Origin of the sequence: Lysinibacillus sp. JNUCC 51 (assembly GCF_015999525.1) — a bacterium.
Classification (GTDB): Bacteria; Bacillota; Bacilli; order Bacillales_A; family Planococcaceae; genus Lysinibacillus; species Lysinibacillus xylanilyticus.
In genome coordinates this window covers 338758-353094 of the sequence record NZ_CP065545.1, presented here as the reverse complement: position 1 = coordinate 353094, position 14337 = coordinate 338758, and the positions used below count along the sequence as shown (strand labels likewise).

10 protein-coding genes and 1 pseudogene are annotated in these 14337 nt (G+C 34.0%); 6 read left to right on the top strand and 5 right to left on the bottom strand.

The features are described 5' to 3' along the window. Positions 1–161 precede the first annotated feature (161 nt). Positions 162–473, bottom strand: a pseudogene (locus JNUCC51_RS02040) (ATP-binding protein); the annotation flags it as partial. Positions 474–1425: 952 nt separating this feature from the next. Between JNUCC51_RS02040 and JNUCC51_RS02035 the strand changes: the two are divergent. After that, on the top strand, positions 1426–3192 hold the full coding sequence (locus tag JNUCC51_RS02035; RefSeq protein WP_337990601.1) for a M60 family metallopeptidase: 1767 nt from the start codon (positions 1426–1428) through the stop codon (positions 3190–3192). A 389-nt stretch (positions 3193–3581) separates the two neighbouring features. Here JNUCC51_RS02035 and JNUCC51_RS02030 read toward each other — a convergent pair whose 3' ends face one another. From JNUCC51_RS02030 to JNUCC51_RS02015, 4 genes are all read right to left on the bottom strand, one after another. Next, positions 3582–4091 (bottom strand): YfiT family bacillithiol transferase, encoded by a 510-nt coding sequence (locus tag JNUCC51_RS02030; protein ID WP_337990600.1) that lies wholly within the window; start codon positions 4089–4091, stop codon positions 3582–3584. A gap of 660 nt (positions 4092–4751) precedes the next feature. Beyond that, on the bottom strand, positions 4752–5216 hold the full coding sequence (locus JNUCC51_RS02025) for an aminoacyl-tRNA deacylase (RefSeq protein ID WP_337990599.1): 465 nt from the start codon (positions 5214–5216) through the stop codon (positions 4752–4754). A 353-nt stretch (positions 5217–5569) separates the two neighbouring features. Then, on the bottom strand, positions 5570–6094 hold the full coding sequence (locus JNUCC51_RS02020; RefSeq protein WP_337990598.1) for a DinB family protein: 525 nt from the start codon (positions 6092–6094) through the stop codon (positions 5570–5572). Positions 6095–6494: 400 nt separating this feature from the next. Further along, complete coding sequence (locus tag JNUCC51_RS02015) at positions 6495–7028, bottom strand: hypothetical protein (protein WP_337990597.1); 534 nt, start codon at positions 7026–7028, stop codon at positions 6495–6497. Between the two features lie 227 nt (positions 7029–7255). On the opposite strand from JNUCC51_RS02015, the gene JNUCC51_RS02010 reads away from it, so the two are divergent. From JNUCC51_RS02010 to JNUCC51_RS01990, 5 genes are all read left to right on the top strand, one after another. Next, entirely contained in the window at positions 7256–7561 is a 306-nt protein-coding gene (locus JNUCC51_RS02010) for an ArsR/SmtB family transcription factor (protein WP_337990596.1), read from the top strand. Between the two features lie 102 nt (positions 7562–7663). Further along, positions 7664–8812 (top strand): MFS transporter, encoded by a 1149-nt coding sequence (locus JNUCC51_RS02005; protein ID WP_337992174.1) that lies wholly within the window; start codon positions 7664–7666, stop codon positions 8810–8812. 616 nt (positions 8813–9428) lie between these two features. After that, positions 9429–9803, top strand: coding sequence for a toprim domain-containing protein (locus JNUCC51_RS02000; RefSeq protein ID WP_337990595.1), 375 nt, complete (start codon positions 9429–9431; stop codon positions 9801–9803). A 717-nt stretch (positions 9804–10520) separates the two neighbouring features. Next, positions 10521–12401 carry a group II intron reverse transcriptase/maturase gene (gene ltrA / locus JNUCC51_RS01995; protein WP_337990594.1) on the top strand — a complete coding sequence of 627 codons (1881 nt, stop codon included), beginning with the start codon at positions 10521–10523 and terminating at the stop codon, positions 12399–12401. 111 nt (positions 12402–12512) lie between these two features. Continuing rightward, positions 12513–14318 (top strand): type IA DNA topoisomerase, encoded by a 1806-nt coding sequence (locus tag JNUCC51_RS01990; protein WP_337990593.1) that lies wholly within the window; start codon positions 12513–12515, stop codon positions 14316–14318. The last annotated feature ends 19 nt before the right edge of the window (positions 14319–14337 follow it).

Here is a 14337-nt window from a genome sequence, read left to right as displayed (position 1 = left end):
AAAAGTGTGAGAAATCAGGAATTGATTTCTCGCACTTTTTAAAGTTGTTTTGACTAGTTTTGTTCCCTGCTTCAATTTTAATAGGCTAAGAAAGCAAAAAGATTTCGGAGACCATTCACTGTATTATTATTTGGAAAATATCGTGTGGTTCGGCGTTGAACTTATGTTTTCCCAACTGTATGATATTGTTTGTTTTTAGGGAAATGTAAGATAACTTTAGTGTATTCATTCTCTTTTGATTCAATAGAGATATCATGACCTAATTTAGAGGATAGGCGTTTAGCTAAATATAAGCCTAATCCAGTTGATTTGGTATTTATCCTACCATTAAGTCCAGTAAATCCGCGTTCAAATACTCGTCCAATATCTTCAGCTTTAATACCAATACCATTATCTTGAATAATGAGATGTTTTTCATATTCGTCTTCTTCTCCGATAAACTTAATTTGCCCACGATCATTTGTATACTTTACCAAACAAAATTGCGGATAATCAATATTATGTACAAATACAAGGAACGGGGAAATGAAAGATAATCGACGTTAACGTTAGTGTGAAGTGGGGAAAAGCCGGAGATAACATCAAAGGCTTACCTATCACTATAAGATTTAGAGAACTTAATTAAACAATTTTATTATCCATTTTTGAACAATATTGATTTGATAGATCTGTATTTATACAACTTTAAAACAGCGTTCCACTAAGTATAATGAGTAGGCTCTAGTTTTATTTGAGGGGAATTAATTGACTTTTATAAATATCCATACATGAGTTCTAGGACAAAAAACCTGAAAAAAATAAAAATAAGAGGTTAGCTTTTATGTCTACTCCTTTATTCTTATATAAGAATAATTTTTATACCTAATTTAATCCAGATTTTTGAGATCAAATAATTATTGTTAGGTTTTGGTACTAGTGTTAGAGTTTATAAATAATAAAACAGTCTCTTCCCTTCTGCACAAAGGGAAGAGACTGTTTTAACACTGCAATTCTATCAAGGTGCTTTTGCTTCAGAGACGCCAAAATATTAACACGAGGGCTGATAGAATATGAGTGAAGAATTTGGTCAATACATGACAAAAGGGGGGAAAGGGACGAAAAGATCCAGTCGAAAAAGTTAATATAGAATTACTGGAAGCTCATAGTCACTATAACTAGATTTACATAAGGTCTTCGGAGAAGTAAAGCAAGATTATATTGCTTTGTTACGAGATGAAATGTTTAAATGTATGGGGTTTTCTGGGTAATAGAGAAGTGATACTTTATATTTTGGGTCGGCGTTTGTTGGATGAAGATGGTATAGAGTGGGAAAATTCTATTTAAATTTATTATCTTAATATAATAATTAAATATACAATTTTTCTTTAATAAGTAAAATAGATTTATCTTGTAAGAAATAATTTGTACAAAAAAAGGGAGCCTTATATGTTACAAAAACCACTAAAAGTATTAGCAACGTCCGCTATTTTAACAACTACATTATTTACTCCTATCATGACAAATCATGTAGTTGTTTATGCTGAAACACAAGAACAGACTGCAGAAACACAAGTATCCACCGAACGTACTTTTCATGTGGCAGGCAAGGGAGATATAGAAAAAATCAGAGATAGAGATAGACGACAATTTAAGTTTAGTCCCTATGAACCAACTGGACTATATGCAAGTCCCAATGAAAAAATAACAATTCAAGTAGAAGGAACACAGGACATTCAGGCTTATATAGGAGCATATGGCTATGATGCAGGATGGCGTGAATATGGGACAAAAATAAAGTCATTTACTTTAAATCCAGGAGAAAATACAATCGAAAATCCAAATGGTGGAATGATTTATTTTTATAATTCACAACAAGGTGGTACAGTAAAAGCTGAGATTAAAACAGGAGGAACACCTATACCTTTCTTTGAATTAGGAAAACATACGAAACAAGATTTAATTGATATGCTAGATAGATATCCTAACGCCTATGCAGTGGAATTAAAAGGGGAACGTTCCTTAATAACAGCAAGTTCTGAACGAGTTAAAAAATACTTATTAGGTTCTAATACAGATCCTACAGAACTCTTAAAAAAAATAGATGAAGCTATTAGAATTCAAGATGAGCTTGCTGGTTTATCCGAGGAACAAGCAGATAAGCATTACGTAGCATTTGCAGAAGATAATCATACTCCTGATTATTATATGTATGCTAATGATTTTGTAACATCATATGTTGGAGATGCGATTCAGCAAGTACTAAACTTGAAAGAATTTACAGAAAACGGATGGGGACCTTGGCATGAAATGGGTCATCAACGTCAACAAACTCCTTGGATGTGGGATGGATTAACGGAAGTCACTGTAAATATTTACAGTATGTTTGTACAACGTAATTTAGGACAGAAATCAAGATTAGAAGAAAATTCATATGAAAAAGCATTTGATTATTTCAAAAAGCCTCAATCAGAAAAGGACTATAATAAAATTGATGACCCCTTTATGAAAGTAGCAATGTTTTGGCAATTAGATTTAGCATTTGGAGAAGAATTCTATCCTGAAATACACCGATTATACCGTGCTATTCCTGATGGAGAACTACCTAAAACTAGCGAAGAAAAGGTACAAGGTTTTATTTACAACGCATCCAAAGTAGCAAAGCAGAATTTACTTCCATTCTTTGATAAATGGGGATTAAAAGCATCGGTAGAAACTCGACAAAAAATAGAATCTTTGAATCTGCCAACATTAACTGCTCCTATTTGGGAAGCAACTGATTCTAAACGTGTTCCGTTAAACACATTGCCTAAAGAAAAAATGAAAGTAATTGCAAGTAGTGAAGAAGTAGGGGTGGAACCTGCAACTAATGCAATTGATGGGAATCTATATACAAGATGGCATAGTAAATGGAGTGAGCAAAATCAATATCCATCTAATTTAACGATTGACCTTGGCGAAACTCGTACAATTACACAGTTGTCATATCTTCCGAGACAAGATGAATGTCCAAATGGTCGTATTTTAAGCTACAACATTTACACAAGTACAGATAGTGTGAACTATCAAAAAGTAAGCTCTGGAACATGGGAAAATAGTACAAAACAACAATTTGCAACATTTAATCCCGTATCTGCTAAATATGTAAAATTAGAAGTGTTAAATGGAGTAAATGGCTATGCTTCGGCAGGAGAAATAGATATTATCGGAAATTAATCTATCTCTAAAACGAAAAAAACGTTATCCTTTCTATAGAATTATAGAAAGGATAACGTTTTTTTCATCTCTCCACTTATCTCTTTGAATAGCAAAATTAAAGAATATTGTGTGTTTTATATTATTAATAAAATCGGCACTAAAACATTTTAGATGATAAAGTAAAAATATTAAGCGTCAAGTATTTTTCACATTTTCTATCGTGATATTTATTTGACGCCTACTTGTTTGACTTTTAAAAAAGGTCGAACAGGACTTATACCTTATAATATAAAGGATTAAGGAGATTGACCTAAAAATGGGATACGTATTATTAATTGCAGAGAATCATTATCCTCCAGAGTTGTTTAAATAGGCTAACAAATATTTTTTTATAAAAGTCCAAAATATTAATTATTTAATGCTTGTTGAATATGCGCTAAATGATGATTATCATGCCATACGTAAAGTGCAATACTTTGTTCAATTCGCATTTTACTACCATCTGAATACTGATATGTACGTTGTAATTGAGAAGTCGTTAGATTTTTCAGTAAATTTATCCGCTGTTCATGTAGACTTTCTAATAACTGTAAAGAAACTTTTATAGGCAAATTATAATCTGTTAGCTTTGCCCATTCACTTTCTTCATATGTTTTAACCAATGGATTTTCTTCTGTCAAAGCTAATTTCATTCGTAGATAGCCTTTCATGTGACTATCGACAATATGATGAATAAGTTGACGTATATTCCAACTCTGTTCTCTATATGTTTTTGTTAATTCCAATTCATCAAGGGATACGGTTAAACTAATTAAACGAATAGGTAGAGTAGATAATTCTTTAATCCAAGCTTGAATATCTTTTTTTTGTACTTTAATAGGACAATCGAATTGTTCAATTGGATATCTTTTATCCATTATAAATTCCCCTCACTTTTCCTTGCAGTAGTTAAATAAAAATACTTACTTATTTGTATCGTAATAGAAAAAAAGCAATCACTATTTTAAGAAATTTATTGCCCTATAAAAGACTTTTATTAAACAATAGAGAGAATGATTTTAGCTTTACTGAACAATCTGAAGAAATAAACAAATAAGGTAAGTGCTTCATATGCATTATGAGTGGTTAAAGAACTATTAAAAATTAGAGGATGAAATTACAGGCATCGAATTAAATCTCAAACGTAGCAAGAATGAATTAAAAACGCTGGGTACATGGTGACTTTACAAAAGTAAAATTAACTTCCGAAGTCATGGTGCTCAATTAGAAGAAATTATCGAAGTTGCTGTACATGAAATAGCACATAAAATGAATGACTTGGAAGAAATGAAAAATCTGATTAGTTCATTCAGAGGGTTGGATAATCAGATATTGTACAAGTATCATGTGGAAGGTAAAACGCTTTTATCCATTGCAAATGAGTTAGATAAAAGTCCAAATCACATTTATAACAAGCATGCTCAGATTATGAAAATGGTTAAGTATAAATATGCTGAGAGTGTGAATGTGTGATTGAAACAAAATGTGCAGCTTAAAATGCAAAAACAACCGTCATTTTATACGGTTGTTAAGAGTTACTATTTACTTACTTTAACAATAGTACCTTGATTGATTTTTAATAAGTCTTGAACATTTATTTTAACTAATGAGTTTTCGGAACCACCACCAGTATATATGTAATCCATATTTGTCACTTTAGGATCAACTAAAAAGTTTGCTTGAAAACCAAAAGAAGGAACTCCACCTGGTGGGAAACCAGTACGTTCAATAATTTCATTTCCATTAGCAAGTCTTGGCTTTTCTATATTTAATGATTTTGCAACACGAGTTGTACTTGCTCTATTATTTCCTTTTACAATAGCTACTATTAATTCATTATTTGAGTCAATCATGCAAATATTTTTTACAAAATCGTCTTCCGAGCCACTAACTGCTTCAGCGGCTTCTTTTACTGAGTGGCAAGATTGATTAAATACGAAGTGTTCAGCTTTTACATTATTAGAGCTTAAAAATTCCTTTACTTTAGTTTCATGAGAATTCATAAAGGTCGCCTCCTAATATTTTTATTTATGTAAATATTAGCACAATAAAGTAAATCTTAAAAACGCTACTGAACAATATGAGGAAATTAATAAATATGGTGTTATCCACTTTTCATTGCGAATATCAAAGAATTCGAGAAGAATCACACTTAAACTAGCGGTGCAGGCTAGTTTAAGTGTGTTGTTTAACTTGTGTTCAATAATCGGGCCATATAATTGAATAAGAAATTAAAGAAAATAGGAAATTTATAAATAGAGATAGCATCAGGAAAATGCGGATTTATAACGCTAAGGAAGTTTCACTATTAAAAAACCTAATTTCTCAGTATTAGATGAGAAATTAGGTTTTTTCATTAATAGAAAGAGACTGATAAGTATTTATCACTAATCACTTTCATATGGTGTAACTCGTGCCCAACAATGCCATATGCAATGGTACCTACCGAAACTGGGCTGTTCATTACAGTTCCATTACGAACCCACGCAGCTTCATCAATAGTTGAAATCAGGCTTAACGTGTTGGAGCGTACCGAGTCTAAATCAGCTAGTAACTGTTCCCAAGATAATTTGTTGAAGTTTGCCGCAGAAACGTATTGATCCTGATCCATTGCTGGGAGTGGTGCACTTTCATTTCGTGCAATGGCAAGCATTCGATACGACATCACACGTTCCGAGTCGGTCATATGCCCAATCACTTCTTTTAAAGTCCATTTCCCTGGTGCGTACGTCTTCCTTGCTAACTCCTCTGATACGCTGCCTAAGAGGGTAAGGGTCTTAGTTCGTTGCTTACTCAGTATTTCTTCAATATCTCCATCTGGCACAAGACTAACATACCTATCATGCTCTGGATTTTCAATAAATAATGGTCGTGGACGCACAAGAATCCTCCTCATCGGAATAGTTAATTATGGTTGTAGGGTAATATTCTACTTTCAAGAGGATATTTCCTTTATTTAATATTTATTTTCATTACCGCTATTTCGAAAACATATTAAATAATCGGGCGCGATTGTTTAATAATCGTCGCTGTTCTTCTTCAACTAACGGCAACTTTTCTTGAAGATCATTGAGTTGCATAGGCAGCGCTTTTTTTCTTTACTCAACGAACGGAGCAGTTTAGTTGAAGAGTGTTGTCCAACAATCGGGCCATTATATTGAATAAGAGCATTAGACCCTCTTGTCGCGTTTGTCTCATGGATAACGAGCAGGATGCACTGATCTTCATCGATGGAGACATCACGCGGACGGCGAGAGTCTTGTCTTCGAGTGATGTGAGTTCTAAACTGTGAGTTCTAAACTTTCAATTAACGATAGTGATACAAAAATTACATTTTCTGCACCAGGTTCTTTAAACACAGCTACACCTTCACGGACTTCAATCACGTTTACCCGGGTTATCGAATTTAAACCAATTGAATTAACATTTAATAATTGGTTATTTTTCTTGTGTAATTTTAACCGTTCACGCATGGATATTACACAGGTGTCTACAATACAACGACAATTATTGCAATTTGGCGGAACAAATGTTGAAGGATTTCCTTTTAATGGACTATAGGAAAAAATAAAACATATTTCAAAATCAATTTGTTCACAATTATTAGGAAGATTTGCTGTAACAGTTCCACAGGAAACGTCCGAAAATTTCAACACTGTATTTCTTCTAGTAACAGTTTGAATGTCACCAGGTGAATTTCTATACTTAGATAAGACTTCCCTCATGTCCCTAACAGAAACAGTTTCTAAACACTTGCAAGCTGAGTGATGGTGATGGTCTTCAGAAGAGCTACTTTCTTCAAAATGTTCACTCATACATGGCACCTCCTTTTTAGTAATCATTAGTTGTCGAGACTAATCTTTTTAAGTCTAAAAAACCGATGTAATATATTTATATTATTATTTTTCAAAAAGAACACGGTTCTTTGTTTACTATCTTTAGCATATTTTTGTATAAAGCGTTTCTCCGCAAAAGGCTTTAAATCAGTGGTTTACCAAAAAAATCTAAAAATAGATTTTTAATTGTTATTTATTAAAGAATAATGTATTATAGTTTTATGATTATCGAACAACAAAATGAAGACCAAATTAGAGTACAAATTTTTAAGGCATTAGCTGATGAATCCCGGTTAGAAATTATTCGGATTCTTAGAGATCAAAAGGGAGAATTAAGCTGTGGGGAGGTAGGTGAACATATTAATATTTCAAAATCAACAGCTTCTTACCATTTTAAAACTTTGAGAGAGGCAGGATTAACATCAACTCGTAAAGAAACTCGCAACAAATACGTTAAATTAAGACTGGATACATTTGAGAAATATTTGCCAGGTTTCCTAGATTCTTTGTAAATCTAGGAAAAATTTTAATTTTTAGTTCGATAGTTTTTAAACTATAAAACATTTGGAGTGTTAGCATTGAATAGAAAAGTTTCAATTATTTTTTTCTTAATAATGTTTGTTATTGGGACAGATACCTTTTTAATATCCCCATTACTACCAACTTTACAGGTGGCTTATAATATACCAACAGAATGGTCTGGGTGGATGGTTAGCACTTATGCTTTGGGATATGCTTTTTTTGCTTTAATTGCAGGACCTATTTCTGATGGAATGAATCGTAAGAAGATAATGATTTTAGGTTTAGTGGGATTTGCAATCTCAACTTTTTTATGTGGAATTGCTTCGAACTTTTGGGAAATGATTGTATTTAGACTTCTAGCTGGTGTTAGTGCTGCTTTTGTAACACCTCAAGTTTGGGCCTCTATTCCAATATTAGTAAAGCCCAATGATATAATAAAAATAATGGGATATGCAACGGGCGGTTTGGCTGTTTCTCAATTGATAGGAATACCCATTGGAAGTTTATTAGCGGCTTTCACATGGCATACGCCCTTTTATATAATTTCAATATTATCGATTTTCTTGGTATTTGTTATTACAATGTTTTTTCCCTCTATTGAAGCAACAAAAAATATTGAGAAGCAATCAATATTGGGAAAATACCAACACATATTTAAAACACCAAGAGCAATTAAATATTTCTTAGCTTATTTTATTTTTCAAATAGGTAATTTTGCTGCATTTTCTTTTATTGGTTCTTGGTTTTCGGAGAGTTTTTCATTAAGTGTTTCTGCGATTGGAATAGCAATGATAAGTTTAGGGCTCGGAAATGTTATTGGCTCCTTTTTTGGAAGTAGAATTGTAAAAAGGTTAGGAGAACCTAAGTCCTTATTATTATCATTAGTAAGCTTAATCCTTTTTTACATATGCCTTCCTTTCTCTCCAAATCTATATGTAGCTGAAATAAGTTTCTTTTTTATATTTTTGATCGGTGGGTTTATATTTCCTGTTTTTATGAGTACCTTGCAGAGCTTAACAACAACAGCTCGTGGTACGGTTTCCGCCTTGGCCAACGCTACTATGTATGGTGGTACAACACTTGGTGGAGTTATTGGTGGTGTTCTTTTTAGTCATATATCAGGGTTTAAAGGGGTTTCTCTCTTTACTGCTATTCTTTATATCGTTTCTTTACTTATTTATAAAAGCAGTGACATATTTAACGAAGAACAATCATTGGATACTAAAGATGTTTCCTCTTAAGAGATGAGTTCAAAGGAGTTCAGCTGCCAAGTGGGAGAGCTTACTTGTAATGTAGGTTGTGAAGGTTGTACTAGAGTCTTTAGTCGAGAAGTATTTATTAAAAGTATGAATTTAGATAAAGGTACCTGGAATCGTGGTAAAGGTTGAGTATTATGGAAGGCATTAATTATTTATAATAGCCTAAAAAGTAAAAACGTCGTTATATTGTTGATGCAATTCTAAATGATGCGTAAACCTACATAAGGATGTTAGTTTTATTCGATGAGCATAATGTTTGTGAATAAATGTACTTAAACTTCCATGAAAGAACTTAATCATCTTTCATTTTCTGTGGTGTAGCGCTGTTTTTTGCGCTACATGGATGGCTAACGGGACAGTTTCGTCAAAATTGCACAAATTTTAATGAAGCTAGACGAAATCGATTGGCTTGCGACTGGAGATTTAAAATATTTGAAGAGTGCCCCTGGTACAAAGATTTTAGTAAGTGATATTTTAAATTGTTTAAAGTAAAATAGTAGTAAGGTATTTCACAATTAAACTCAACTAATCTGATTAGTTGAGTTTTATGTTTTTATATAAAATCTACTAAAATATTTTAAAGAAGATGTGATGATTAATGGGGAAAATCGCCATTTTGGCAGAGAAACCATCTCAAGCAAGAGCTTATGCAGACGCATTTAAAATTAAACAAAAAGAGAAAGTATTTATAGAATTGGAACCTTGTTCTACTTTTCCTAAGGGTGCAGTAATTACCTGGGCAGTTGGTCATCTTGTTGAATTAAAGGAACCAAAAGAATATCAAAAGGAATGGGAGAAATGGTCGCTTGGATCATTACCGATCATTCCTCAAAAGTTTGAAGATAAAGTTGTCTCTAAAATGTATACACAATTTAATGCTGTAAAAAAAATCTTTAGTGATCCGCAAGTAACAATGATTTATAACTGCTGTGATAGTGAACGTGAGGGTTCAAATAGTGCGACACGTTTCTAGTTGAAAAGACTAGACGCGCCTAGCTCAAAAGCGAGGCGGAGAACTTTTAGTTCGAGTGGTGGAATGATAGGGTAACGCCTTGAAACGCCCCTTTAATACTCCGACATGCGACAAGTAGATATGCGTTATCGAAAGTGGTGTGAAGCTCGGTGAAGTCGGCAGAATTATACCGAAGTATCCCTAAAGGAAAACCGCAAAGGCAATAGAGGTATTGTCCGTATAAGATATGCCGGAAGTCGTAAAAAGCATAGTATGGTGAGAATGTGGTAAAACACTGACGAACTGGCGAATGTACTGTCCTATAAACCTAAGGCATAGAAATGTGTCTGGTAGAGCCTCAAGAAGAGGTTATTCTATGGCATCATGCGGTGGAGTAAGAATTGTTTGTATGAAACTCCGTGAAGTGTTACAGGCACTTGAACTGATGCAGGGCAAAAGCCAGCACCTAAACTATTGCATTGATAGAACTAAGGGAACGTGGGAAATCAAGAACGTGGAGTGAACGCACACTATGAAGCGTTACCAGAGAAAACCGAAACAAGGTATAACCTGGTTTTATCTTGATGAAAGTAGTGGCATGAGCTATGAAGCTCTTGTAATGAGAGTGGAGCAACAGCCACGAGTCAACTAATAACAATATAAGAAACCTAAGTCATTACCGTAGCTTTCCTGTAAGACCAAAAGGTCACACCGAAGGAATAAAGGGGGTGACGAACTATGGACAACGAGCGACGCAAAGATACTAAGCTTCGATATTCTGAATACTATGGTACACAGAAAATCTTCGATAACTTGTATCAAAAAAGTGTCGAAAACCAGAATTTTAAATCTTTAATGAAAATCGTCATATCAGATGATAATATCCTACTGGCATATAGAAATATAAAGCGCAACAGTGGGAGCATGACAGCAGGAATTGACGGTAAAACTATTAAAGACATTGAAAAATTAAATACAACAGAATTTCTTGAAATAGTGAAAAAGCGATTCGCACAATATGCACCCAGAAAGGTTAGAAGAGTAGAAATTCCGAAGCCTAATGGCAAGACTCGTCCATTGGGCATTCCGTCAATATGGGATAGAATTGCACAACAGTGCATTTTACAAGTACTAGAACCTATCTGTGAAGCAAAATTTAATCCACACAGCCATGGTTTTAGACCTAATAAATCAGCTCAACATGCTATTGCTGATTGTGCAAAGAAAATGAATAATATCAAAATGCACTATGTGGTAGACATTGACATCAAAGGGTTCTTTGATGAGGTCTGGCACTCGAAGTTAATCAGACAAATGTGGGCTATGGGAATTAGGGACAAGCAACTTATAGTAATTATCAAAAAAATGCTTAAAGCACCTGTAGTTCTTCCAGACGGAACGATTGAATACCCAATTAAAGGAACGCCACAAGGTGGGATACTCTCTCCCCTATTAGCAAATATCAATCTAAACGAATTTGATTGGTGGATTGCTGATCAATGGGAAAACCGTAGATTGTCAGAAATAAAAACACAATACAATGCTAACGGTACAGAGCATATGGGAAATCATCATAGAAAAATGCGTTCGCACACTAAACTAAAAGAATTTTACATCGTTAGATATGCGGATGATTTTAAACTTTTCTGTCATGACAAGGAAACTGCCATCAATCTCTACCATGCCAGTAAGCAATGGTTAGAAGAACGATTGCATTTACCTATTTCAGAGGGAAAATCTAAAATCACGAATCTTCGTAAGGAAGAAAGTGAGTTTCTAGGTTTTACTATGAAGCTTGAAAAGAAAGGGAAAAGTCGTCGTGTCATGCACTCTTATGTTTGCAATGAAGCAATAACAAGAATAAAAAATGAACTGAAGGAACAAATAAAAGTTATCAAAAAGTCACCAAAAAGCATATACACAATAAGGGCGATTGGAAAATACAACAGTATGGTCATTGGTATCCATAACTATTATCGGTTAGCAACACACGTGAACAAAAGTTTCGAAAAGATACACTATCCAGTGTGGCTTGCTATGAAAAATAGATTAAACATTGTTGGGCTGACAAGTGTTGGAACATATACAGGTAAAGATAAAGGAATACTACCATATACAAAATCTAAGAATATGAAATACCTTTTAGGTAGACCTATCATTCCAGTAAGTTATGTACAACATAAAAACCCAATGTATCCAAAGGTAAGTATTAACAAGTACACAGTGGAAGGTAGAAAACTAATACATTCCAACCAAAAAGCTGTATCTGAAAAATCCCTTCAATGGATACGTGAAAATCCTATTATTAATGACCGCGCAACAGTAGAATTCAATGACAATCGTCTATCCCTATTTGTAGCCCAATACGGAAAATGCTCAGTAACTGCAGAAGAACTAGACGTTTATGATATGCACTGCCACCATCGTACTCCATATCACTTAACACACGACGACAGTTACGAAAACTTGACTTTAATTAAACCGGAAGTTCATTTACTTATTCACGCAACCAAAGAGGACACGATACACAAATATCTATCGATAATACAACTAAATGAAAAGCAATTAATGAAGCTTAATAAATTGCGAAAATTAGTTGGCAACAAATCTGTTAAGTAAATAATTTTTCAAATAAATCGTTGTAAGACTTAGGAAAACAAATATATTGTTTAGTTGATGGAACGCCGTGTGCGGAGAAACTCGCATGCACGGTGTGGAACGGGGGAAAAGTTGAAGATAATATCAAAAACTTACCTATCGTTATTCTTCTACTCAATATTAAAAATGACGAAAGTAAATAAGCCTGTTAAACGATTATGGATCAATTCATTAGAGGTTGAGGAGATTCGAAAAGGTTTTAATAATATGCAAAGTAATGAGCGTGATCTGCTCATGTACCAAGAAGCAAAAACACGTCAAATCAGCGATTGGTTAGTAGGCATGAACTGTAGTCGCTTATATACGCTACTTTTACAAAAGAAAGGCTTTAAAGGTAGTATCTCCATAGGACGTGTGCAATCGCCAACCGTATATTTAATTTATAAAAGACAACAGGAAATCGAACATTTCAAGCCGGAAAATTTTTATGAAATTGAAGGGATTTTTAAAGCACAAAATGGTGTATATAAAGGGAAGGCAAAGTTAAAAACAAAAGAGCGTGTAGAGGCTGTGCAATTATTGCAACAACATGGGGTTGAACCGATGGATACAGGTCTAATTACGAGTGTAACGAACAAAACGAAGCGGATTGTACCACCCAAACTACATGCGTTATCAACTTTACAAGCCGCTGCCAATAGACGTTGGAAATACAGTCCGTCGCATGTGTTGAAACTTACGCAATCACTTTATGAGAAAAAGCTCGTTTCTTACCCACGTACCGATTCACAGCTCATTACACATAATGAGTTTGCCTATTTAAATGAATCATTGGCAAAATATCAGCAGCTTGTTGGAAAGTCATTTAATGCGATAAATCGAGGGAATAACAAACGCTACGTCGACAGTGCCAACGTTGGGGAGCACTATGCTATTATTCCAACGAAAAAAGTGCCGACAGAAAAAGCGTTACAATCAATGAATGCTGATGAACGAAATATTTATTTCGAAATAGTCAATACGACACTCGCTATGTTCCACCAAGATTATGAATACGATGAAAAAACGATTTTAACGAATGTTAAAAATATAGAGTTTAAAACTGTAGGGAAAACAGAACTTGTAAAAGGTTGGAAAGAATTGTTTTCAAGTGAAAAAGAGTTAAAGGAGCAGGAAGAGTCGTTACCTGTCGTTTTCCTAGATGAGATGGTACAAAGTAAGATTTCTATTATAGAAGGTACGACAACACCTCCTAAGCCTTATACAGAAGGGCAACTCATTACGATGATGAAAACATGTGGTAAATCAGTTGAGGATGAAGAGGAAATCGAGGTGCTGAAATCGATTGAAGGTATTGGTACAGAAGCAACTCGAAGTGGCATTATAGAGACGATTAAAAAGCATGAATTTATTGAAGTACGAAAAAACATAGTGAGCATTACGCCCAAAGGTGAGCTATTATGTCAGTCAATTGAAGGGACATTACTTTCAAGCCCATCGATGACTGCAAAATGGGAAATTTACTTAAATAAAATTGGTCGTGGAGAAGGCTCTGCAAAACATTTTATTGAAAGTATAGGTAAGTTTGTTAATCAATTAATAGCCGAGGTACCTAAACAGTTAGAGTCACTCACAATTGACGAAGAGCAGTTTAAACCAACTGCTGTGAAAGATATTGTGACGTGTCCGACATGTAAAGTAGGAAAAATAGCTTTGCGTAAAAGCTTTTACGGTTGCTCGAATTATAAAAATGGTTGTAAACAAACGTTCCCTGGAAGGCTATTAGGAAAAAAACTAACTGAAAAGAACATTAATGATTTATGTAACATTGGTAAAACTGCTCTGCTTAAAGGGTTTAAATCAAAAAATGGTAAACAATTTAATGCGTCACTTCGTTTGGTAGAAGGAAAAATTGAATTTGAGTTTAATGAAAAGTAATAGCAGAAGAGATTTTGTC

Excerpts from the sequence above, each read along its gene's own strand:
- JNUCC51_RS02035 (WP_337990601.1), top strand. The coding sequence starts at position 1,426 with ATGTTACAAAAACCACTAAAAGTATTAGCAACGTCCGCTATTTTAACA.
- JNUCC51_RS02030 (WP_337990600.1), bottom strand. The coding sequence starts at position 4,091 with ATGGATAAAAGATATCCAATTGAACAATTCGATTGTCCTATTAAAGTA.
- JNUCC51_RS02025 (WP_337990599.1), bottom strand. The coding sequence starts at position 5,216 with ATGAATTCTCATGAAACTAAAGTAAAGGAATTTTTAAGCTCTAATAAT.
- JNUCC51_RS02015 (WP_337990597.1), bottom strand. The coding sequence starts at position 7,028 with ATGAGTGAACATTTTGAAGAAAGTAGCTCTTCTGAAGACCATCACCAT.
- JNUCC51_RS02010 (WP_337990596.1), top strand. The coding sequence starts at position 7,256 with ATGTATTATAGTTTTATGATTATCGAACAACAAAATGAAGACCAAATT.
- JNUCC51_RS02005 (WP_337992174.1), top strand. The coding sequence starts at position 7,664 with ATGTTTGTTATTGGGACAGATACCTTTTTAATATCCCCATTACTACCA.
- JNUCC51_RS02000 (WP_337990595.1), top strand. The coding sequence starts at position 9,429 with ATGGGGAAAATCGCCATTTTGGCAGAGAAACCATCTCAAGCAAGAGCT.
- ltrA (WP_337990594.1), top strand. The coding sequence starts at position 10,521 with ATGGACAACGAGCGACGCAAAGATACTAAGCTTCGATATTCTGAATAC.